The 23,670-nt window shown below is 52.0% G+C and carries 19 protein-coding genes; 18 read left to right on the top strand and 1 reads right to left on the bottom strand.

Annotated features, from left to right (window positions below; genetic code table 11):
• Positions 1 to 162 precede the first annotated feature (162 nt).
• On the top strand, positions 163 to 1,413 hold the full coding sequence (locus MCM46_01115; GenBank protein MCG3110396.1) for a capsule assembly Wzi family protein: 1,251 nt from the start codon (positions 163 to 165) through the stop codon (positions 1,411 to 1,413).
• A gap of 1 nt (position 1,414) precedes the next feature.
• Here the strand turns inward: MCM46_01115 and MCM46_01110 are convergent, their stop codons facing one another.
• The gene (locus MCM46_01110; protein ID MCG3110395.1) at positions 1,415 to 2,224 is read right to left on the bottom strand and encodes a hypothetical protein; all 810 of its coding nucleotides are present in this window, start codon (positions 2,222 to 2,224) and stop codon (positions 1,415 to 1,417) included.
• 485 nt (positions 2,225 to 2,709) lie between these two features.
• Between MCM46_01110 and MCM46_01105 the strand changes: the two genes are divergently transcribed.
• The 17 genes from MCM46_01105 (at position 2,710) to MCM46_01025 (ending at position 23,520) form a co-directional block, all read left to right on the top strand.
• A complete protein-coding gene (locus MCM46_01105) occupies positions 2,710 to 4,875 on the top strand; it encodes an SLBB domain-containing protein (protein ID MCG3110394.1) in 2,166 nt (721 codons plus the stop codon).
• Positions 4,876 to 4,936: 61 nt separating this feature from the next.
• Entirely contained in the window at positions 4,937 to 6,133 is a 1,197-nt protein-coding gene (locus MCM46_01100) for a Wzz/FepE/Etk N-terminal domain-containing protein (GenBank protein ID MCG3110393.1), read from the top strand.
• A gap of 84 nt (positions 6,134 to 6,217) precedes the next feature.
• Positions 6,218 to 7,228 (top strand): UDP-N-acetylglucosamine 4,6-dehydratase (inverting), encoded by a 1,011-nt coding sequence (pseB, locus tag MCM46_01095; protein ID MCG3110392.1) that lies wholly within the window; start codon positions 6,218 to 6,220, stop codon positions 7,226 to 7,228.
• A 10-nt stretch (positions 7,229 to 7,238) separates the two neighbouring features.
• Entirely contained in the window at positions 7,239 to 8,408 is a 1,170-nt protein-coding gene (gene pseC / locus MCM46_01090) for a UDP-4-amino-4,6-dideoxy-N-acetyl-beta-L-altrosamine transaminase (GenBank protein MCG3110391.1), read from the top strand.
• On the top strand, positions 8,405 to 9,274 hold the full coding sequence (locus MCM46_01085) for an aldo/keto reductase (protein ID MCG3110390.1): 870 nt from the start codon (positions 8,405 to 8,407) through the stop codon (positions 9,272 to 9,274). Before pseC ends, MCM46_01085 begins: the two co-directional genes overlap by 4 nt.
• A gap of 56 nt (positions 9,275 to 9,330) precedes the next feature.
• On the top strand, positions 9,331 to 11,298 hold the full coding sequence (locus MCM46_01080; GenBank protein ID MCG3110389.1) for an aminotransferase class III-fold pyridoxal phosphate-dependent enzyme: 1,968 nt from the start codon (positions 9,331 to 9,333) through the stop codon (positions 11,296 to 11,298).
• Complete coding sequence (locus MCM46_01075) at positions 11,298 to 11,981, top strand: PIG-L family deacetylase (GenBank protein MCG3110388.1); 684 nt, start codon at positions 11,298 to 11,300, stop codon at positions 11,979 to 11,981. The genes MCM46_01080 and MCM46_01075 overlap by 1 nt, the downstream gene beginning before the upstream one ends.
• Positions 11,978 to 13,531 (top strand): UDP-2,4-diacetamido-2,4,6-trideoxy-beta-L-altropyranose hydrolase, encoded by a 1,554-nt coding sequence (gene pseG, locus MCM46_01070; protein MCG3110387.1) that lies wholly within the window; start codon positions 11,978 to 11,980, stop codon positions 13,529 to 13,531. Before MCM46_01075 ends, pseG begins: the two co-directional genes overlap by 4 nt.
• A gap of 21 nt (positions 13,532 to 13,552) precedes the next feature.
• On the top strand, positions 13,553 to 14,272 hold the full coding sequence (locus MCM46_01065) for a hypothetical protein (GenBank protein ID MCG3110386.1): 720 nt from the start codon (positions 13,553 to 13,555) through the stop codon (positions 14,270 to 14,272).
• A complete protein-coding gene (gene pseI / locus MCM46_01060; protein ID MCG3110385.1) occupies positions 14,265 to 15,311 on the top strand; it encodes a pseudaminic acid synthase in 1,047 nt (348 codons plus the stop codon). Before MCM46_01065 ends, pseI begins: the two co-directional genes overlap by 8 nt.
• A 52-nt stretch (positions 15,312 to 15,363) precedes the next feature.
• Positions 15,364 to 17,166, top strand: coding sequence for an LIC12162 family protein (locus tag MCM46_01055; protein ID MCG3110384.1), 1,803 nt, complete (start codon positions 15,364 to 15,366; stop codon positions 17,164 to 17,166).
• A complete protein-coding gene (locus MCM46_01050) occupies positions 17,112 to 18,764 on the top strand; it encodes a lipopolysaccharide biosynthesis protein (GenBank protein MCG3110383.1) in 1,653 nt (550 codons plus the stop codon). The genes MCM46_01055 and MCM46_01050 overlap by 55 nt, the downstream gene beginning before the upstream one ends.
• A gap of 280 nt (positions 18,765 to 19,044) precedes the next feature.
• Complete coding sequence (locus MCM46_01045; protein MCG3110382.1) at positions 19,045 to 20,274, top strand: glycosyltransferase family 4 protein; 1,230 nt, start codon at positions 19,045 to 19,047, stop codon at positions 20,272 to 20,274.
• Positions 20,271 to 21,053 (top strand): glucose-1-phosphate cytidylyltransferase, encoded by a 783-nt coding sequence (gene rfbF, locus MCM46_01040; GenBank protein ID MCG3110381.1) that lies wholly within the window; start codon positions 20,271 to 20,273, stop codon positions 21,051 to 21,053. Before MCM46_01045 ends, rfbF begins: the two co-directional genes overlap by 4 nt.
• Positions 21,038 to 22,117 (top strand): CDP-glucose 4,6-dehydratase, encoded by a 1,080-nt coding sequence (gene rfbG, locus MCM46_01035; protein MCG3110380.1) that lies wholly within the window; start codon positions 21,038 to 21,040, stop codon positions 22,115 to 22,117. The genes rfbF and rfbG overlap by 16 nt, the downstream gene beginning before the upstream one ends.
• Positions 22,118 to 22,567 (top strand): dTDP-4-dehydrorhamnose 3,5-epimerase family protein, encoded by a 450-nt coding sequence (locus MCM46_01030; protein ID MCG3110379.1) that lies wholly within the window; start codon positions 22,118 to 22,120, stop codon positions 22,565 to 22,567.
• Positions 22,564 to 23,520 carry an SDR family oxidoreductase gene (locus tag MCM46_01025; GenBank protein MCG3110378.1) on the top strand — a complete coding sequence of 319 codons (957 nt, stop codon included), beginning with the start codon at positions 22,564 to 22,566 and terminating at the stop codon, positions 23,518 to 23,520. Before MCM46_01030 ends, MCM46_01025 begins: the two co-directional genes overlap by 4 nt.
• Positions 23,521 to 23,670: the final 150 nt, after the last annotated feature.

The raw sequence follows: 23,670 nt of genomic DNA, 5'->3' as shown, positions 1-23,670 counted from the left end.
TTTAACGATAAGGGGGAAGGACGCTGCAGGATCTTCGCAGCGATTTGCAACGAAACTCAGATTAAAAGCAATGAGGATGGTGCTTATTGTGGTTTAACTTACAAATTCCGGAACCTCGACTATACTGTAAAGGTTATGAACGATACGCTTCTTCGGATGATCATGCATCTTTATAAGAGAAACCATTTTTGTTTGATCACGATTTTCCTCTTCGCCGTTTCATTTCCCTCCTACACAAAAGCTTTCGAGGTTGAGAATACCCTGACGACCGAATTTTCCTGGGCCGATTTAGAGAAAGAGGAAAGCCGCCTCCGTGAGAATCACTGGGGAGATCTGATCTTCGACGGTCCCAATCTTCAAACGTCGCTTTATTCCCGGTTTTCCGTCGGGGATTCTTTCTCTGCGGTCTTGATGCCGGTTCAAGTTTCTCCGCGGGAGGGGAGAGACCTGTTTTTGCGAAAGGGTTATCTTCGTTTCGAGTTTTGGAATGTCGCGCTGAAGATCGGACGCGACTCCCTCTGGTGGGGGCCGGGTCGTCACGGGGCGCTGCTTGTTTCCAACAATGCGTTCCCGTTTGACCTCATCCACGTCGGATCCGCCGCCCCCTTCTCTCTGCCCGGTTTTTTGGCGCGGCTGGGAAGGTTTGAAGTGGAAAGTTTTTTGACCCGGCTCGAAGAGAATCGGGATTTTTCGAACGTCCGCTTATTGGGTCTTCGGTTGGTTTATCGTCCGCGAGAGGAAATCACGATCGGCGTTTCTCGCATCACGATGTTCGGCGGGGAGGGTCGTCCGGATCTCTCGCCGGTCGACTTTGCAAGGTTGTATTTCAGCGATCCCAATCGGTCCGGCAAGTACGAGGTCAACGAGCTGGGGGGAGTCGATGTGCGCTTGCTTCTACCGATCGGAGGGATCTTGCCGGGACAGGCTCTGGAAATTTATGGTGAGTACGGAGGGGAGGATGAGGCCGGTTTTCGGCCGAGCAAGCCGGCCCTTCTCGTCGGAGTGGAATGGATGTATCAAAACCGGAGAGTCATTATCGAATATGCGAATAACCATGTGAGTGGGTTCCCGAACGTTTGGTATAACCATTCTCTCTACACCTCCGGCTATACCTATCGTGACAACATCATCGGCCATCATATGGGGAGCGATGCGAAAGATCTTTATGTTCGGGCGGAATTACCATTTCGGGGAGGATGGATCGGTGGAGTGGATTATGAACAGCAGAATCGTCGCCTCTCTTCGCCTGTTCAAGAGAAAATACGCCGTTGGGGGGGAGATGCCGTTTATTCCGAAAGAACAGGATTTTCCTATTCCGTTCGGCTGATCTATGAGGAGATTGAGAACGTAAACCTCCTCTCGTTGGATGAACAAAACATGTATGGGATTTTGACGGCCGCGTGGCAATTCTAGATCAGAACAGGTAGCTTGCATAAAGAATGAATCGATCGGGATTGGTATCCTCGATTTCTACATCCTCATCATCCTGTTTTAAGCGGCGTTGCATCCCTCCCGTCAGCTGGAAAGAAGAGGTCACATATCGGAGCGCTGCGGTCAGGCCTGTATAATTACCCTGCAGCGGGATTTCGTTTCTCAGGGTCGTGTTTGCTTCAAAGATCAGTTGGATTTGGCGGGATGGACTGAGGGGGAGCGCCATTCCCAGATCGAGTAATCCGTGTCTTTCTTCCGTCGGTTTGCCGAGGTCTCGAATAAAAATACCCGCATTGGCATAGAGACCGGCGTGATAGTAGTAGTGCAACGAAGGAGAGATGTCGACTTCGGCCGATGCCAAGAAGAGTCCCTTCAGCCCCCAGGAGTCGACGACATCGAATGCACTGACCTTGCTGTCGATCGGTGAGAAATAGGTCAGAGAAGCACCCATTGCAGGAAGACCGAAATCTTCATCTTGATTGAGAAAACGCCACTTCAGCGAAAGCTCCCCTCCTTGAATTCCATCCGTTTCGATCCCGTGACTTTCAAAGCTGTACATGTAAGGAACACGCGCGGAGACCTCCGCCCAAGGCAAGACGCCGGCCGTGACCGTGGCAAAGACCTCATTAATCGTGTAGTCGGGGTTGTTGCTGCTCTGTTCGTGAGCGAACCCCATGCCGATCTCCACTTTTCCAGGAGAGAGGGTATCTGTCGATTGGGTAAAGAGGAGGCCGCTCGGTCCGGAGGTCGTGGAGGGGAGCCGGATGAGTGCTGTTTCTGCAGCCCAAGCCATTGGAGCGATAAGAGTCATGATGAAGACTACCGTCAGATAAAGACGATACACGGATACCTCGGTTATGCTTTTTTATCTATCGATTGATTTCTGACGCGGTGCAGTATCATTTTGTGCGTCATAAAACTGCTACAAAGTATAGTCAGTATACCAAATAAAACCATATTAGGATGCTCGCCGTCATAAACTTGACAAAACACAAACATGGGCTATACTTTTTTTCACTTCCACATTTTGGTCTATCCCAATTCACAATTGGGATCTCTTAGCAAAGGCAAACATCGTTAAAAAGTCTGAATGGTACTGATATACCCGTTCTTCGGTGATGTGTTTTGAAGTGAATGTGTGTCAAGCCGTAATGTCACTTGCTTTGTCCATTTATATTTACTCGTCACGCCTTCAAAATGACTCTGGTTTTATCCGATAAGGTGAATATTTCCTTGTGCAGGAGTTTAAAAAACTTCCAACTACTTCATAGAGGATCGATGATCTTAGCTGTCCTAGTGCAAGTTATCTTGTTTGTCTCGATCTCCTTCGCTCAGGAACTTCCATCCGCTCCTCAGAGCTTCGGTGTTCCCTCAATAACCACTGAATCGTTTAGCTTCGATCAGATCAAAAAGGGAAAGGATGCGTTCCAACAAAAGTCAATACAACAACCTGTTGTCGAGCGATTGCAAGAAAGTCAGTTTGAGACGCCTGCTAGACTAGTGCCGGCCCAAACGACTTCTAAAAAACTATCTTCCTTTGAAGAGTATATTCAGGGAAAAAGTCCGAACACGATTTCTACTGAAATTAATCAGTTCGGTTATGACCTTTTCCTACCTCCGAGCACTTTCGCCCCCATTGATGCTGTTCCAGTGGGTCCCGATTATCTCTTGGGACCGGGAGATGAGATCCGGATTACCTTATGGGGGAAAGTAAATGCGGAAAATCCGGCGACGATCGATAGAGATGGGAAAATCAGCTTGCCCCAAATCGGTGTCCTTCATTTGGCGGGTCTTCGTTTTTCGGAAGCAAAGACCTTTTTGGAAACAGAGTTCAGCCGGTACTATAAAGCTTCTGAAGTGAAGATGAACGTTAGCATGGGCCGACTTCGATCGATCCGTATTTTCGTCGTCGGAAAAGCCCAAAGACCGGGAAGTTATACTCTCTCATCTCTTTCGACCCTCATTAATGCCCTTTTTGCGGCAGGGGGACCGAGTAAAGCCGGAACGATGCGGGATATTCAGGTTAAGAGAAATGGAGAAACCCTGGTCCATTTCGATATGTATGACTTCCTCTTAAAAGGAGACAAGACGAATGACATCCGATTAATGCCGGAGGATGTCATCTTTATCCCAACGATAGGTCCTCTTGCCGGAATTGCGGGGGATGTTCGCTCTCCAGCAATTTACGAGCTAAAAGAGGAGATGGAACTCAATCGCTTTATCGAAATGGCGGGCGGGTTGAACGAAATTGCTTTTAAAGGCCGGATACAGATTAGTCGTGTTCTTCATAACACTGAACAGAATACTTTTGAATCAAATTTGGACGAGATAAGAACAAAATCTATAAAAGTTCAATCAGGTGATCTCATCAAAGTATTCTCGGTCGTTCAAGATAAAAAGTTTGTAAGATTGTCCGGAGCAGTCCAAAGAGAGGGTGAATACGCTGCTAGCCCGGGGATGACGATCAAAGATTTAATCTCAATGGCAGGCGGGTTAAAGGATTATGCCTATACCAATGAGGCTGAACTGACGCGGATTACTCCTACTCTGGAAGGGCCAAAGATAGAGAAAATGATGATTGCTCTGGACAAAGCCCTAGCAGGAAGTTTGAGTGAGAATATAATTCTTAAAGAAAACGATTACCTGTTAATAAAGGCCGTTCCCGAGTGGGGAATGTACAAAACGGTCGAGATTGTCGGAGAGGTGAGATTCCCTGGAAGCTACACAATTAAAAAAGGAGAAAGACTTTCAAGTCTCATCGAGAGGGCAGGAGGGTTTACAGATAAAGCCTATTTAAAAGGAGCGACGTTTACAAGGGAGTCGGTGCGGAAGCTCCAACAGGCTCAGCTTGACGAGTCGATTGAACGCCTTCAACGGCAGGTTCTTTCTAAGTCGGCGACCGCAATCCAGGCAGCGTTGACTCCTGAAGATGCCTTACAGCAGAAGGCTGCGCTAGAGCAGAGAAGTGCTCTTATTGAAAAGATGAAGGCGGCCAAAGCGAAGGGAAGAATCACGATTAACTTAAATCACCTCGATGAATTGAAGGGTTCTTCTTCGGATCTTCTTCTGGAAGAGAGTGATACCTTGATTATTCCAGAAAGACCCCAGCACATACAGGTAATCGGCTCTGTCTATAATCAAACCGCCTTTATTTATAATTCGAATGGGACCGTCTCAGAATACTTAAAAAGAGCAGGCGGTATGACAGAGGATGCTGAAGAGAGCGCGCTTTATGTTCTTAAAATAGATGGTTCAGCTGTTTCCCAGAAAGCCGAAAGAGGATTCTTCAACAAGGGTCTTTTATCTTCAAGCCTTCATCCCGGAGATACGATTGTGGTTCCAGAAAAGCTGGAACGTGTTTCCTGGTTAAAGGAGATCAAAGATATTACTCAGATTCTTTTTCAGATCGCTGCCACTGCGGGAATCATTATAAAAGTGTTTTGAGGATGGATAGGAACTTCAGTTCTGGAATCTCTCTCGATCTAAATTGTTCTAAAAGGAAGAGATGGACGAGACAATAGACATTCTCCACTGCTGGAGGTTGTTGATTAAACGGAAAAAGCTGATTTTGTGGATCGTCGCAGGGGCTTTCTTTACATCGATTGCCATCAGCTTTTTCCTTCCAAAGATCTATGCTTCCACGACCACACTTCTTCCTCCTCAGCAGGAAAGCACTATCGGCATGCCTGGAATGGCTGCATCTCAACTGGGAAGCAATCTAGGAGGTCTGGCGGGAAGTTTCTTGGGTAGCAAGTCTCCCGCTGATGTCTGGATGGCTATTCTGAAGAGCCGAACGGTCCGGGATGCCATCGTCGCCCGATTTGAACTGGCGAGTGTTTTCAAGACCCAGTCGGAAGAAAACGCCATCGATGTATTGAATGGAATGGTGAGGATAACCAAGTCGAAAGAAGACCTCCTTTCCATCAGTGTCGAGGACGAAGACCCTAAACGAGCCGCCGCTCTCGCAAATGCCTTTGTAGAAGAGTTGGATAAGGTAAATAAGCGTGTGGTGATGACTTCGGGTGGAAGGATGAGGGCATTTATTGAGAAGCGATTAAGCGAACAAAAAATAGAGTTGGTGAAGATAGAAGAGGAGGTGAAGGCATTCCAAGAGAAGAATGGCGCGGTTAAATTAGATGATCAGTCGAAGGCGGTCATCGATGTGATGGGGCGTGTCAAGGGCCAACTCATGGCGAAGGAAGTTGAGCTTCAGACACTACTCTCCTTTGCTACACCGAATAATCCCCAGTCGGAGCTATTAAGATCCCAAGTGGAAGAACTTCAAGGAAGTCTCCGGGAACTGGAAGAGGGGAAAAAAAGTGGAACTCTTTCTAAAAGCATTTTCATCCCAACCGCTAAGATACCGGACCTGGCACTCCAATATGCCCGCCTTCTAAGAGATGCCAAGATCCAAGAGACACTATTTGGATTATTAACTCAACAATATGAGATGTCCCGAATCCAAGAAGCCAAAGACAGCCCAACGGTGCAGGTGCTGGATGTCGCGAAAGTGTCTGGGGTAAGAATAAAACCAAAGAGGAAGCAGATCGTTCTCCTATCGATTTTCTCTGCAGCATTTATCGCTGTCTTTTTGGTTTTTTTTATGGAATTCCTCGAAAGGACAAAGACACTACAGGCAAATGGTCAACGTGACCTTCCTCTGAAGGTGGGTTTAGAAAATGAACCGTTGCATTTACGATGAATGAGTGAAAAACAGGGAGGTTCCCTCTATAGCATCGAGTGATCTTGGGACCCTCATCCATATATAAAACGTGGGGATATTGAAATGCTAAAAGGGAAATCAATTCTTGTTACAGGCGGGACGGGTTCGTTCGCCAAGAAATTCATTGAAACCATCTTACTGAAACATCCTGAAATCGAACGTTTGGTCGTCTACTCGCGCGATGAGCTAAAGCAATATGAGATGGCCCAGCAATGGCCGGCGAACCTTTATCCTCAGATCCGGTTCTTTATTGGCGACGTACGCGATAAAGAGCGGTTGTCGAGATCGCTGGAAGGCATTGATGTCGTCATTCATGCCGCCGCCCTCAAGCAGGTCCCCGCTGCGGAATATAACCCATTTGAAGCGATTAAGACCAACGTGATTGGCGCGCAGAACGTGATTGAGACCTCGATCGACCAAGGGGTTAAGCTGGTCGTCGCCCTCAGCACAGACAAGGCCGCCGCACCGATCAACCTTTACGGCGCCACGAAACTTTGTTCCGACAAGCTATTCATCGCCGCGAATAACTTCAAAGGAAAACACGATATTAAATTTTCAGTTGTCCGCTACGGGAATGTGATGGGAAGCCGGGGGAGTGTCATTCCTTTCTTTTTGGAAAAACGCAAGGAAAGCATCCTGCCCATCACCGATGACAGGATGACCCGGTTCAATATCGTCCTGGAAGAGGGGGTCAAACTGGTTCTCTACGCCCTTCAAAATATGTGGGGAGGAGAGATCTTTGTTCCTAAAATACCGAGCTATCGAATCACGGATGTGGCGGAAGCGATTGCTCCCGGCGCCGAAAAAAAAATGACGGGAATCAGACCGGGAGAAAAGCTCCATGAGGAAATGATTACGGAAACCGACGCCTTGAACACCATTGAGTTCGATAAGTACTTTGTCATCCTTCCCTCCGTACCGTTGTGGAATATCAACGACTTTATACGAAAGTTCGATGGAAAGCTCTGCCCGCCTGGCTTCAGGTACCAGAGTGGAACAAATCCCGAGTGGCTGACCGTCGAGCAGATCCGAACCTTGATCAGATCGCATGTCGATCCCAGTTTTGCCGTTTAACGGAGGAAGCGTGAATCGGCTTTCAATCTCCTATGGACGACAGTCGATTTCCGAAGAGGACATTCAATCGGTCGTCGATGTGTTGAAGTCCGATTTTCTGACGCAGGGACCGGCCGTGGAACGGTTCGAGAAAGCGGTCGCCGGTTATTGCGGCACGCAGTACGCCGTTGCCGTCAACAGCGGGACGAGCGCCCTGCACATTGCCTGCCTTGCGTTGGGGGTGGCGCCGGGCGACCGGGTCTGGACCAGCCCGATCACCTTTGTGGCCAGCGCCAACTGCGCGCTCTACTGCGGCGCTCAGGTCGATTTCGTCGATATCGATCCGGATACTTACAACCTGAGCGTCGATCGCCTGGCGAAGAAATTGGCCGAGGCCGAGAAGGAAGGGCGACTGCCGAGTGTGGTGATACCGGTCCACCTCTGCGGCCAGCCGTGCGACATGGCCGGCATTCACGCGCTGAGCCGGCGATACCGCTTCAGGATCATCGAAGATGCCTCGCACGCCATCGGAGGAAAATATCGGGGCGAGCCGATCGGTAATGGCCGCTATAGCGATATTGCCGTGTTCAGTTTTCACCCCGTCAAAGTCATCACAACCGGGGAAGGGGGAATGGCGGTGACCCAGGATGCGCAATTGGCCGAACGGATGCAACGGCTGCGCAGCCACGGAATCACCCGCAACGAAGCAGAGATGACCTGCCTGCCGGACGGGCCCTGGTACTATCAACAGATCGAACTCGGCTTCAACTATCGGATGACCGATCTCCAGGCCGCGCTTGGCCTCAGCCAGATGGAGCGGCTCGATGCATTCGTTGTCCGCCGACATGCCCTTGCCCGGAGATATGACAAATTGTTGGGTGGATTGCCGATGCGCACCCCTTGGCAACACCCGGACAGTTACTCAGGGATGCACCTTTATGTGATCCGTCTCAAGCTCGGCGAAATCGGCAAGTCGCATCGCGCGGTGTTCGAAGCGATGCGCGCCGCAGGGATCGGAGTGAACCTGCATTACATTCCGGTCCACCTGCAGCCCTATTATGAGCGGTTTGGCTTCAAGCCTGGGGCGTATCCGGCGGCGGAGGAGTATTACACGGAAGCGGTCAGCCTGCCGATGTACCCCGGCCTGACCGAAGAAGAGCAGGATTACGTGGTGCGGGAATTGGAGAAGGCGGTCAAATGATGAGACTTGCGCTCGGGTCCGCCCAATTCGGTATGACTTACGGTATCGCCAATCGAAAGGGTCAAGTCAGCCGGTCGGTGGCAAAGGCGATGCTTCAACTGGCCGCGGAAAATCGAATCGACACGCTCGATACCGCCATCGCCTATGGCGACAGCGAAGTTTGCCTGGGTGAAGCGGGGACCCGAGGGTTTCATCTGGTGACGAAGCTACCCGCAGTGCCCGACGGTTGCGCGCATGTAAGCGATTGGGTTCAAGAGCAGGTGGACGCATCGTTCTCCCGGCTTGGTGTGAGTGCCGTATATGGCTTATTGCTGCATCGACCCCAACAGTTGCTCGGGGTTGAGGGCGAAGCACTTTATCAGGCCTTGCAAGGTCTGAAGGAAACGGGACGGGTAAAAAAGGTAGGAGTCTCCGTCTACGCTCCAAGCGAATTAGAAGCGCTCACCCCGCGATACCGTTTCGATCTGGTTCAAGCTCCGTTTAATCTTGTGGATCGTCGGTTGTACACAACCGGTTGGCTGCAACGGCTCAAGGCGGAGAAGATTGAGATACATACCCGTTCGGCATTTTTACAAGGGTTGCTGCTGATGTCCCCGGTCACCATCCCCACGAAGTTTGCAGCATGGTCTGACTTATGGAGCAAGTGGGACGACTGGCTTGGGTGCCATACCGCTTCGGCAGTCCAAGCATGTCTGGCATACCCACTTTCTTTTCCTGAGATTGATCGTGTCGTCGTGGGTGCGGATAGCGTGACTCACTTACAGCAGATTATCGATGCTGCGAACAGTGCCGCACCGGTTGATTTGCCCGATTTATATTGCAGCGCAGAGAACCTGATTAACCCATCCCGTTGGTCTCAACTATGAAAATTGTCGCACTCGTTCAAGCCCGCATGGGTTCCACCCGACTACCCAATAAAGTAATGAAGCCGATCTGCGGCATCCCTATGATCGAGTTGTTGCTCTCTCGCTTATTGAGAGCCAAAGAAGTGAATCAAATCGTCGTCGCTACTTCGGTCGATCAACGCAACAGGCCGTTGATTGAGCATGTCCGAAAACTGGGTTATGCCTGCGAGCAAGGCAGCGAAAACGATGTGCTCGCCCGTTTTGTACAAGCCGCAAGGACCCACCAGGCCGATGTCGTTGTACGAATAACCGGTGATTGTCCCTTGCTCGATCCGAAACTTGTGGACGAGGTGATCCGCGGCTTCAAAGCGGCAGGGGTCGATTACTTCAGCAATATCGACCCGCCCACCTACCCGGACGGGCTTGACATTGAAGTTTGCACTTTCAAAGCGCTGGAACGGGCGAGTCAAGAAACGGACAGACCTTATGATCGGGAGCATGTGACTCCCCACCTGCGCACGTCAGGGCAGTTCAAGACCGCCTCGATGAAACATCACAAGGATTTTTCGGCACTGCGCTGGACCGTCGATGAGTCGGCCGATTTCGCCGTCATTGAAAAGGTCTTCGAACATTTCCACCCCCGCGCCGATTTCTCCTGGTGTGAAGTGCTCGAGCTGCAACACCGGCAGCCGGAGATTTTTAACATCAACCAAAAGATTGTCCGCAACGAAGGAGCCACGATGGGCACGGGACAAAAACTTTGGAAACGGGCGAAGCGCGTCATTCCCGGCGGCAGCATGCTCCTCTCCAAACGTGCCGAGATGTTCCTGCCGGACCAATGGCCCGCCTACTTCAGCAAAAGCAAGGGCTGTAAAGTCTGGGATCTGGACGGCCGCGAATATACCGATATGTCTATCATGGGGATCGGCACCAATATCCTGGGATACGGCCATTCCGAGGTGGATGACGCCGTCCGTAAGACGATCGACGCCGGCAACATGTCGACCCTGAATTGCCCGGAGGAAGTTTATCTGGCCGAAAAGTTGATCGAACTCCACCCCTGGGCCGGGATGGTCCGCCTTGCCCGGTCCGGAGGAGAGGCGAATGCCATCGCGATCCGGATCGCCCGGGCGGCATCGGGCAAAGATAAGGTCGCAATCTGCGGCTATCACGGCTGGCATGACTGGTATCTGTCGGCCAACCTCGGCGATGACAAAAATCTCGCGGGCCATCTACTGCCGGGTTTGGCGCCGAACGGCGTCCCGCAAAATCTTCGCGACACCGTTTTCCCATTCAACTATAACAATTTTGCCGAGCTGGAAGCGCTGGTCCAGACCCATGACATCGGTGTGATTAAGATGGAAGTGGTCCGCAATCACGGCCCGCAAGACAACTTCCTGCAAAAGGTCCGCCGGCTCGCCACCGACCGAGGGATCGTGCTGATCTTCGACGAATGCACCTCCGGCTTCCGCCAGACCTTCGGCGGCCTGCACAAGTTATATGGCGTGGAACCCGACATGGCGATGTTCGGGAAGGCACTCGGCAACGGCTACGGCATCACCGCCACCATCGGCCGACGGGAGGTCATGGAGGCGGCGCAGACCACCTTCATCAGCAGCACCTTTTGGACTGAGCGGATTGGACCGACCGCCGCGCTCAAAACCCTTGAGGTAATGGCGAGGGAGAGGTCCTGGGAGCAGGTTACGGAGACCGGCAGAGAGATCACATCCAAGTGGAAGGCGCTGGCCGAAAAATACGGTCTTTCGATTACCACGAACGGCTTGCCGGCGCTGACCGGTTTCTCGTTCAACGGCCCGAACGCACTCGCCTATAAAACCCTCATCACCCAGGAGATGCTGGCCAAAGGATATCTGGCCGGGACCAGTGTCTACGTCTGCACCGAACATTTGCCGGAGGTGGTTGACCGTTTTTTTGAGGTGCTCGATCCGGTCTTTGCGCTCGTCAAGGAATGCGAAGGGGGACGCGACGTGATGACCCTCCTGAAAGGGCCGATCTGTCATGCCGGCTTTAAGAGGTTGAATTGATGATGCAGTCGATCCTTGTAATTGCCGCCCACCCGGATGATGAAGTCCTCGGCTGCGGCGGAACAATCGCCAAACTGGCCGACAAAGGAGCAATCATTCATGTCACCTTTCTGGCCGACGGGGTATTCTCTCGATCGGCCGAGAAGACCAAACAACAGGAGGCGCTGCGCTCCCGCCGCGCAGCGGCCCAGGCTGCTTGCAATACGCTGAGGGTGAAGTCGGTCTCCTTCGGCGATTTCCCCGATAACCGGATGGATTCGGTCGCGCTCCTCGAGATTACTCAGGAGGTGGAGAAATCAATTGCCGAGCACCGGCCCGACACCGTCTTTACTCACCACGCGGGGGATCTAAACATCGACCACCGGCTGGCCCATCAGGCGGTGGTCACGGCGTGTCGTCCGCAGAGCGGGCATCCGGTCAAGACAATTCTCTGTTTTGAGGTGCCATCCAGCACCGAATGGCAATTACCCGGCAGCGCACCGGTTTTTGCTCCGAATTGGTTTGAGGATATTTCCGGTGTGCTCGACCGCAAGCTTGCTGCGCTGAATGCCTATGCCGCCGAACTCTATGCCTGGCCGCATCCGCGTTCCAGGCAGGGAGTGGAATCTCTGGCGCGATGGCGCGGTGCCATCGTCGGAGCGAATGCCGCGGAAGCGTTTATGTTAGGGAGGCACCTGGCATGAAGGTCGTCTTTCGTGTTGATGCATCCATCCGAATGGGAACCGGACACTTCATGCGTTGCTTAACCTTGGCGGAAGCCTTTCGCGAGCGTGGCGTGCAGACGCAATTCATCTGCCGGGAGCACACGGGTCACCTCCTCCCTATGCTGCAGCAAAAAGCCATTCCCGTCACGGTGTTGCCCGCCCCGGCAACGGGCGATACTCCGCCAGGCGAAGATTACTCCGCCTGGTTAGGGGTGACACAAGCCGAAGATGCCGGACAGACTATTAAGGTGCTTAACGGCGAAAGACCCGATTGGCTGGTGGTCGATCATTATAGCCTTGATAGGGAATGGGAGCAGCGGTTACAACCGCATATAAACAAGCTGATGGTCATTGACGATCTCGCCAACCGCCCTCATGAATGCGATCTTCTCCTAGATCAAAACTATTCTGCAGAGGGGGAGCAGCGCTACGCGGGTCTGGTGCCGGGTCATTGCAAGCGGCTGGTGGGGCCGCGTTATGCGCTCATGAAGCCTGAATATGTAGCTCACAGGGAATTCCTTCTCCCCTATGCCCGAAAAGCCCGCCGCGTTTTGGTGTTCTTTGGCGGCACCGATCCGGACAATATCACCGGTTTGGCATTGACTGCGTTGTCAATTCCTGAGCTTCGCCATTTGATGGTGGATATTGTGGTCGGAGCAAACAATTCGCATGTTGAAGCATTACAGCGGCAGGCAGCGAAAAGGACCGATACCACGATCCATCGGTCCAGACCTTCCCTCGCCGATTTGATGGCGCAGGCCGATCTCGCCATCGGAGCAGGTGGCGTGACAACCTGGGAGAGGATGTGTTTAGGCCTACCCACTCTCATGGTGACGATTGCCGACAACCAGTGTCCTGCCGCTGAAGCACTCGCAGCCGCACAATTGATTTGTTATGTCGGCCATTCTTCAGAAATCTCCTCTGAGAGGATTTCAGAGGCAATCATTGAATTGGTCTCCAACCCCGGCCACCTGACGGAGATGAGCTTACAAAATCAACTCTTGGTCGATGGACTGGGAACGCTGCGGATTCGAGAAGTCATGTCGCCGACGGGTACGGCTCAAACGCGACTCCGCGCAGCTTGCGAAGAAGATGTGGTCAGCTACTTCGACTGGGCAAATGATCCAGAAGTACGAAAAAACGCATTTCATACAGAGACCATCCCTTGGGTTACACATAAAGAGTGGTTTGCAAAAAAGCTGAATGATCCAAAAAGTCATTTATATGTTTTCGATGCTGAGGGACTTCCGGTCGGACAGATCCGATTCGATAAAGAAGGCGATGAGGCCAGAATCGACTATTCGCTCGATACATTGGTCCGCGGCAGGGGATGGGGTTCTAGGCTGGTTTCACTCGGTTTGGAGTTGTTGGAAAAAAAAGAGGCGATCCGATTACGAGCCGAGGTGAAACCAGACAATGAAGCATCCCGATCTATTTTTTTAAGCTTGGGGTTTACGCTGACAGGAAGTAGAAATAACTGTTTCGTTTTTAATCGGGGTCCAGAGGAGAGAGCCAAGCCACTTCAATAATTATTTTTTCAGAGAGGGAAAATGCCCGGTGCTCGGAATAATAAAGTCTATGTTTTAGCGACGAGTCGTTCCTGGAATGAAGGGATGGCGGAGCGCCTGTCTGCTCGAACCGGCTACGACTTTGTCCTGATCACGTCCAAGGAGGATCTCACAACGGCGCATCTGACCTCCATCAATCCGGAGATCATCTTTTTTCCGCATTGGTCATACCGCATTGACGCCAGCGTTTTCGGCCGCTTTGAGTCTGTGATTTTTCATATGACCGATCTCCCTTTCGGCCGGGGGGGAAGCCCTCTTCAGAACCTGATTGTTCGCGGCATTTATGAAACGAAGATCTCCGCCCTTCGCTGCGTTGAAGAGATGGACGGAGGTCCGATCTACCTTAAAAAGCCGCTCACTCTTCACGGCTCTGCCGAAGAGATCTTCCTCCGGGCATCCAAAACAACTGAAGAGATGATCGTCGAAATTCTGGAAAAAAAATTAAAACCGATCGCCCAAACAGGGGAGTCGACCCTTTTCAAACGCCGCAGACCGGAAGAAAGTAATCTGGCCGTCGCCTCTTCGCTCGATCAGCTCTTCGATATGATCCGCATGCTCGATGCGGAAGGCTATCCGAACGCCTTCTTGGATGTCGGAGATTTTCGGCTCGAGTTTACGCGCGCCGCCCGAAAACAGGACCAGGTGATCGCGGATGTTCGCATCACGCTCGCTAAACAGAAGAAAGTGAGCCGTCATGATTGAAATTTCGGGCCGAAAGATCGGTCAAGACGACCCCCCCTTCATTATCGCCGAAATGTCGGGCAATCATAACCAATCGCTCGACCGCGCGCTGGAAATCGTCGAGGCCGCGGCTAAGTCGGGGGCGCATGCGCTCAAAATCCAGACATACACCCCCGACACGATGACCATTGATTTAAACGAGCGGGAGTTTCACATCAGTGACCCCAAAAGTCTTTGGGCGGGCAACTCGCTCTATCACCTTTACGGCGAGGCATATACTCCCTGGGAATGGCACAAGTCGATCTTCGAGCGGGCAGCCAAGCTGGGCCTGATCCCATTCAGCACGCCCTTTGATGATACGGCGGTGGATTTTCTCGAAAGCCTGAACGTTCCCTGCTACAAGATCGCATCCTTTGAGAACACCGATCTGCCGCTGATCCGGCGCGTCGCCGCGACCGGAAAGCCGATCATCATCTCAACCGGTATGGCCACGGTCGCAGAGCTGGACGAAAGCGTTCGTGCGGCCCGTGAAGCGGGCTGCAAAAACTTGATCTTGCTCAAATGTTCCAGCACCTACCCGGCCACTCCCAAGAATACCAACATCCTGACCATTCCTCACCTTCGGGACCTCTTTGACTGTGAAGTCGGTCTGTCTGACCACACGATGGGGGTCGGCGTTTCGGTAGCCAGCGTGGCCTTAGGTGCGACGGTCGTCGAGAAGCACTTCACTCTCAGACGCGCAGATGGCGGTGTGGACAGCACCTTCTCCCTGGAACCCGCCGAGATGGCGCAACTGGTGGTAGAAACCGAACGTGCCTGGCAGGCGCTTGGTCAAGTGACCTACGGTCCGATGGAGGCCGAGAAAAAGTCTCTACAGTTCCGTCGGTCGCTTTATGTCGTGCAAGACCTCAAAGCCGGAGATCTGCTGACACGTGAAAATGTTAGGGCGATTCGGCCGGGGCTGGGGTTACCGACAAAGTATCTCGAACAAGTATTAGGAAAGACCGTGAAGCAAGATGTAAAGCGTGGGACGGCGTTGGGCTGGGGACTGATGGGGTAAGTTCCATAGAGTAATTTAAAAGAGTTGTCTATAAAGCGGAGCGCTTGGTCTAATGAACAATGCTCAAGCCGATAGAAATGAAAAGGTTTTTCTTGCGACGACGGCGTTAGAACAATATTGGGATACCACGAAGCCGATTGTCTTTTTAGGGGAATGGTGTTTGCTACACGGGAGGCGTTCATTTTGGGAGCCGCTCCACGGCCAGATTCTGGAGACGCCGTTCAATACCGCAGACGCCGCCCATGCCGCCTATGTTTATATTCATGCGCTTTATGAGCGGATCTTGCCAATCGTGGGCAAGGTCCTGAACACCCTCCATGGAAAAGAGTATAGCGAACGTTATTGGAGAATCGTCCTCGGCCCCTGGCTGCGGCTTTATCTTTCGGTGAGTTATGACCGGTACAGCCATTTACAATGTGCACTGGAGCGATATCCCGACTGCGAAACCCTCGTGCTACCGGAGGCTTCCTATGCCGTTCCATCCGATACGCTCGATTTTGCCTGGCTCGTGAAGGACGATTCCTTCAATCTTCAGATTTACACTAAGATCCTTGCCGCACAGGGAAGGACTTTTCCTTCTGGAGCGCCGATTGTCCATACCTCCGCTCACGGGAACTCCGCCGATCAGTCGTGGAAGGAGAATGCCCTGAACACCATTGCGAAAATAGTCGTCGGTATCGGCTCAAAAAATAAGCGGTCTATTTTTCTGAGAAATTCTTACTTTTCGAAGTCCTCTGAAATCCGGTTATCCGTAAAAACGACAGGCCGCGTGTTGCCGATCCTTCGTCCGCTGACGAAGCAATCTCTCCCTCCGGCCAACTCAGATCTCCGAAAAAGCTTGCCAAAAATCGAGATTGGCCAGGGTGAATTCGAACGATGCTTATCGGCCATCCTCCTTTCCGATATCCCTCGAAGTCTTTTGGAAGGGTACTCCAGCATCAACCATGATGTCGAAGAGGTTTATCCTAAAAACCCCAAGGCCATATTGAGTGCAAACGCCTGGCATTTCGAAGAGACTTTTAAGCAGTGGGCGGCAATCTCTGCTGAAAAGGGGACGCTCCTGATTGGAACTCCTCATGGAGGAAACTATGGAGGACCGACTGACATGTCCTATGAAGATCACGAAACGTCGATCGTCGATCGTTATTACTCATGGGGGTGGGAGCGAAAAGATTGTGCAGCGGAAGTCATCCCATTTCCCGCAAACAAGTTAGTGGGGAGGGAAAAAAACGGTGCCAGTAATCTGAAGGAGGGTATTTTATGGGTGACCACTTCAGAACCAAGGTACCTGATCCAATATTCCCTCCTGCCAAAATCTTTTCACGAATACCTCCGTTGGCAGGGCCGTTTTGCCAAAACGCTGGATTCGAGCATCGTCTCCTTGTTCCGGCTGCGCCCTCATCGTGAAGATCAGGGTTGGTCTATCGCCCAGCGAATTACCGAATGCATTCCGGATATCAAAATTGAAACCTGGGATGTTTCTTTTCAGGAAAGCTTGGCCAATTGTCGTCTTTATGTTTGCGATCACCTGTCGACGACCTTCGCCGAAGCGCTCGCGGCGGACAAGCCGACCCTTTTGTTTTGGAATCCTGAAGCAAATCGATTAAGAGCTGAAGCCCAACCGTACTATGACCTGCTGCGAAAAAGTGGCATTCTTTTCGACACGCCCGAGAGTGCCGGAGCCGCCGTCCATCGAGTCTATGATGACGTTGAAGCCTGGTGGAAAGATCCGGATCGACAGGATGCGGTCAAGAGATTTTGCGAGCGGTTTGCTCGGAATTCTCCGGATGCAATTGAATTGTGGACCGCCGAATTCAAACGAATTGCAGCGGTGCCGGGGAATCGCAAAGGGTAGGTTACGAAGACATGCTCCACTCCACATCATTGAAAACCAGGTTCTTGGGGCACGAAGAGATGCTCCATTCCACGTCGTTGAAGACCAGGTTTTTGGTGTCTGTCGGCTCCAACGGGATCCGCGCCACGCTTGGGTTCGTTTCCGGAGTGCTTATTGCGCGTGGATTGAATCCATCCGGTTATGGCGATTTGATGTTTCTGATCGGAAGCTTTGTCGCGATTCGGTCGTTGCTCGATATGGGAAGTTCGAGTGCGTTTTACACCTTTCTTTCCCGGCATGCCCAAGGGCCCCGGTTTTATCTGTCCTATATTTCCTGGCTGGCACTCCAATTCATGATCATGCTGTTGCTGGTTGCCATGATTATTCCGTCCAGCATTTTTGAAAAAGTTTGGCTGGGACATAACCGCACGATTGTCCTCATCGCTCTCTTGGCGGCATTTATGCAGCAACAAGTATGGCAAACCGTGAGCCAGATCGGCGAGAGCATGCGGAAGACAATAAAAATCCAGCTGTTGAACCTCTCCATCGCAATGATCTACCTGATAATGGTCTCGTTCTTATTAATCACAGGTCGCATGTCTGCCGAAAATATCCTGTTTTTAATCATCGTCCAATATGCTGTCGCGACGTTATTGGCCTACCGATTCTTGAGAGATAATCAAGCGGTGCCTTCCGAGGCCGAGGTGACCCTCAAACAAATTATTCGGGAGTATTGGGTCTATTGCAAGCCCCTGATGATGCTTTCTCTTATTGGGTTTTTTTACGACTTCGCCGATAGATGGATGCTTCAAAAGTTTGGAGGGGCGACGCAACAGGGCTATTTTCAGATTGCGAGCCAGTTTGCAAATGTCAGTCTCTTGGCGACCGCCTCGATCTTGAATGTTTTTTGGAAAGAAATGGCCGCCTCTTGGGCAAAGCGCGATAATGAGAGGGTCGCCATGCTTTACCACAAGGTCAGCCGAGGACTGGTGATGCTGGGCGCCATGATCACCGGCTTACTGCTCCCTTGGTCGAAAGAGATTGTGATGATTTCCTTAGGACAATCGTACGCTCAGGCTTGGCCGGTCCTGGCCATCATGCTGCTCTACCCGATTCATCAATCGCTGGGCCAAATCGGCGGGACCATGTTTCTGGCGAGTGGGCATACCCACAAATATATGCTTGTCAGCGCCAGTATAATGTTGGTTTCTATCCCCTTTTCTTATTTGATGCTCGTCCCGACGCAGGGTGGATGGGTTCCCGGTTTAGGGATGGGAGCCATCGGCATTGCAATCAAAATGGTGCTGTTGGGAATTTTCTCTGTCAATATTCAGGCATGGGTGATCGCCCGTTTCAGCGGATGGGGGTTCGATTGGATCTTTCAAGTCGTCGGTATTCCTCTGATGATGGGAGCGGGATATTGTGCGAAGATGCTCGTCGGCTTTCTCTGGAATCTAGAGTCTTTCGATTTGGCCGGCCTACTGATCCCGGTGATCGTTGCGTCCTTTATTTACGTTGTTTTGGTGATGTGGATCGTATGGCTCCTTCCATGGCTCATCGGAATGGAACGAGAAGAAATGAAGCGTTCGCTTCGGAACTTGAAAGCATGGAAGATTTAGCCTCAATGTAAAGGAGCGTCATTTCTAATGACCATGGCCCTGGTATGGACAAACAATGACGATAAAACGCTGGATGTCGACGGCGGGAGCCGCAAAACGATCGGGCGCGATCGGTATTGATATAAATTTACGGTCGCAAGCAGATTTTGTGCATGACATGAATATTGTGTCTTACCCATTCGAAGCACTCACGTTCGATAATATATTGGAGCACTTGAATGATGTAATCAAGTCGTTTGAAGATCTCCACTATATCGGCATGCCCGGAGAAGAATAAACGATGAGCTCACTTTTCGTCTTCACGGAAAATTATGTCCTTGGCGGCGGCAATCGATATCTTATCGATCTTGTGAATGGTGTTTCTGGCCTATACAAACGCGTGATCATCGGGAGCAATGCGGGTGGGCTATTCCCAGCCGATATTCATCGGCTCGAGCGCCCTGCAACCGTACTTGCTGTAAAGTTTCTAACCGCATCGATGGTTGCATATCGGCTCGGTAAAGCCCCCAAACTGATAAGGAGGTTCTGCTTGCTGCCGTTCATTCTTGCTGATCCGCTGTTATTTTTCGGGAACATCCTGGTCTTTCTTGCGTTGTTAGCTAAAATGAAACCCTCCGTGGTTTTGTGTTGCAATGGCGGCTATCCTGCAGCGAGATCAACCCTTGCAATGGCCGTGGCCGCGCGGTGGTCCCGTATCCCGGTTGTCCTGAGTATTGTCAGCATGCCTGCCCCGCGTCGTCTTTTAGTGCGATTCTATGATGGACTGCTCGACAAGCTGGTTTGGAACTCTGCTGACTTAGTGATTGTCAATGCGCAGGCGATATTGTATTCATTGCAGATAACGCATGGTATGCCCCTCCAGAAGGGAAGAGTGATTCATAATGGCATTGAAGATGCCTCTTCTCCTGGGCCAGCAACGATTAAATCCAATTCTGATGTTATCGGCTGCATCGCCCGCATGGACAGGGGGAAAGGGGCGATCCATCTCCTGGATGCATTTGCGTTGCTTGCGCGGAAGTATGCCTCGGTTGAATTAGTCATGGCAGGTGAGGGTAATGCATCGGTAGAACTCGCACGTCGTGTCTGTTCCATGGGTTTACAAAACAGAGTCCGGCTCTTAGGCCGTTATCAAGGTGATGTAAATAAATTACTCCGTTCATTTGATATTTATGCATTTCCTTCTTTGTGGGAGGGGTTTCCGTATAGCATTATTGAAGCGATGCATGCCGGCTGTGCAATTGTGACTACAAATGTGGGCGGCATTCCTGAGGCATTAGCGGATGGAAGGGAAGGGTTACTGGTCGAACCTGGATCGAGCGAAGCGCTTTTTGAGGCCATGGATCGTTTGTTGGCGGATAAGAATTTCCGGGAAACTTTAGGGCGCAATGCGCGGGCAAAGTATGAGCGCACGTTCTCGTTAGACGTCATGCGTAAGCGTGTGCGCGAGGTCTTCATCGCCTCCGGTTTAGCACCCTGTGCATTTAACACTGCGGGGGAGGTCACGAATTGAAAGTCGTTATCCTTTGCGGCGGCTACGGTACGCGAATACGCGACGTCGCCGACAATCTTCCCAAGCCGATGATCCCCGTCGGACGGTATCCGATTCTCTGGCATTTGATGAAATACTACGCCAGCTTCGATCATAAGGACTTTGTCTTATGCTTGGGATACAAAGGCCAGGTGATTAAGGAGTTCTTTCTCAATTATGAGGCGCAAACGCGCGACTGCACGGTGACGTTGGGCGCTCAAAAATCGATCGAGTATCACACAAATCACGAAGAGATGGATTGGCGGGTGACGCTGGCCGATACCGGAACCGATGCGATGACGGGAGCCCGCTTAAGGAAAGTGCGGTCCTACATCGGTGATGATGAGCATTTTATGCTGACCTACGGCGATGGCTTGGGCAATGTTGATCTGGACCAGGTACTCGCCTTCCATAAAAAACACGGACGTATTTTGACGGTGACCGGTGTGCGTCCACCCGGCCGCTTCGGCGAGCTGATGAATTCTCCCGAAGGGTTAGTGACGGAGTTCAACGAAAAGCCGCAGGCGACCGGCGGTCGTATCTCCGGCGGATTTTTCGTATGCCGTAAAGAGATCTTCGACTACCTAGAGGATCGCGAAGATTTGGTGTTTGAACTGGAGCCGATGCGTCGATTAGTGAAGGATGTACAGATGATGATGTACCCGCATGAGGGTTTCTGGCAACCGATGGACACCTATCGCGATTACACATTCTTAAATGGCTTGATTGCCAAAGGCGAAGCGCCATGGATGAAATGGTAAGCGGAAATCGGTTCAACGAAGTATTTCGCGGCCGACGTGTATTGGTGACGGGCGACACCGGTTTCAAGGGTTCCTGGCTCTGTCTCTGGCTGCATCAATTGGGAGCTCAGGTTTTGGGATATGCGCTGCCGCCCGAACGGGAAAATGATCACTTTAATCTGTTGGGCCTGGAGAATCTCATCGAACATGTCACCGACGATATTCGCGATTGCACCGCCGTCCACAAAGCTTTTGATGGATTTCAGCCGGAATTTCTATTTCACTTGGCGGCCCAACCGCTTGTGCGCCTTTCGTACTTGGAGCCGAAACTGACGTTTGATACGAACGTGGCGGGCTCGGTCAATATTCTTGAAGCGGCGAGACGGTGTGAATCACTCAAAGCGGTCGTTTATGTCACGTCGGATAAGTGTTATCGCAATAATGAATGGATCTGGGGGTACCGGGAAACCGATCCACTCGGCGGGCATGATCCCTATAGTGCATCGAAGGCCGCGGCAGAGTTGGTCTTCTCCGCGTATCAAGACTCCTACTTTAATGCGCGGCCTGACTTCGGCGCGGCGACGGTGCGTGCGGGCAACGTGATCGGGGGAGGGGATTGGGCAGCCGATCGTCTCGTGCCGGACGCGATCCGCGCCTTGAAAGCGGGTAAATCGATTCAGATACGGAATCCTCATTCAACGCGTCCCTGGCAACATGTACTGGAGCCGTTATCGGGTTATCTGTTGACGGCGGCCCGCTTGTTTCAGGAGCCGAAGCGCTTTTCAGGACCATGGAATTTTGGCCCGGACGCGAAATCGATTCGCACCGTCGGCGAATTGGTCCAGTTGGTCATCGCCGGGTGGGGGAGCGGGTGTGTTGAAATTGCATCGCAGGCAGGTGCACCGCATGAAGCTCGATTGCTTCATCTGAACTGTGATAAGGCAAATCAGCTGATGCAATGGCGGCCCAAGTGGGACGCGGAGCGCGCGGTTGCAGAAACCATACGTTGGTATCGGGGCGTACTCGAGGGTCAAAGCGCATTAGAGATCTCCCGCAGACAGATCTCGGAATATATGGAGATGTAAATGATTGAAGGGGTAAAAGTCACCCCGCTCAAGCAGATTTTGGATGAGCGGGGGAAGATCATGCACATGCTCCGCTGTGATTCGGAAGGTTTTCAAGGGTTCGGGGAGATCTATTTCTCCTGTGTACATCCGGGAGCAATAAAGGGATGGCATATCCATAAGGAAATGGTGCTGAACTACGCCGTTCCGCATGGCAACATCAAGTTCGTTCTCTTCGATAATCGCCCGACCAGTCCGACGCGAGGTCAGTTACAGGAAATATTCATGGGTCCCGACAATTACTGCTTGGTTACGGTGCCGCCGGGAGTCTGGAACGGGTTCAAGGGGATCGGACACGAGACAGCCATCGTTGCCAACTGCGCCTCCATTCCTCATCTGGCCGATGAGATCGATCGCCTCGATCCTTTCGATCCATCGATCCCCTACAATTGGGAGCTAAAACACCGGTGAGCAAACGTGTCCTAATCACGGGCGGATTGGGCTATCTGGGCGGACGGATCGCGGTTGCGTTGACGCGTGAGCCGAACATTCGGATGCGGTTAGGGAGTCGAAAGGTGAAATCAGCACCCGATTGGCTTCCTGCGGCGGAAACAGTGGCCATGGATGTGTTGGAACGCGATTCCCTCTCGGAGGCGATGCGCGATGTCCAGGCGGTCGTGCACTTGGCGGCAATGAATGAAAATGAATGTGTGGCCGACCCCGGCAAGGCGGTTTTGGTCAATACACTCGGTACGTTGAATGTCCTCCAGGCCGCGATCGGTGCAGGAGTCGAGCGGTTCATTTACTTCTCCACGGCGCATGTCTATGGCGCGCCGTTGGTGGGCCATCTGACGGAGGCCACCCTGCCGAGACCGATTCATCCCTATGCCATCACCCACCATGCGGCCGAGGATTTTGTGCTTGCGGCGCATGACGAGAAAAAAATCACCGGCATTGTGATGCGGCTTTCAAACGCATTTGGAGCGCCCACTCACCTGGACGTGGACCGCTGGACATTGCTGGCGAATGACCTCTGCCGCCAGGCGGTGCAAACCCGCAAGACGGTCCTACGATCGAGCGGGATGCAGCAACGTGATTTCATCCCGCTGGAAGATGTTGGGCGGGCGGTCGGGCATCTGCTTGGACTTACTCGGGAGGGGTGCGGCGATGGCCTGTTCAACCTGGGGGGAGCTTCATCGAGCATCTGGGAGATGACGCAGCGGATCGCGGCGCGCTGCAAGATTATTTTGGGATTCCATCCTGAAATTGTCCGTCCTGAGCCGGCCGTCGGCGAACCGGTTCGAGCACTCCGATACGATTGCGAAAAGCTTCAGAGAACCGGTTTTTATTTAAAAGGCATTGTCGAGCAGGAGCTGGATGACACGCTCGTTCTCTGTTCGAAAGCATGGGGTCAGGCCAAATGATAAGCGCGCAATCACTTCAGGCTGTATTTCAGGTTTTGGCAAATACGAAAATCTCGCCGTTGTTAAAAGGACGACCTGAGGTGGCGCTTCGAGGTCCGGACGGTGAAGGAATCTGAAATGTTTCCACCTTCGATGATTCGGCGCTTGCAG

This window comes from Candidatus Manganitrophus morganii, from assembly GCA_021651055.1.
Classification (GTDB): domain Bacteria; phylum Nitrospirota; class Nitrospiria; order SBBL01; family Manganitrophaceae; genus Manganitrophus; species Manganitrophus morganii.
The sequence above is the reverse complement of the archived record's forward strand: the minus strand, read 5'-3'. Positions and strand labels throughout refer to the sequence as shown.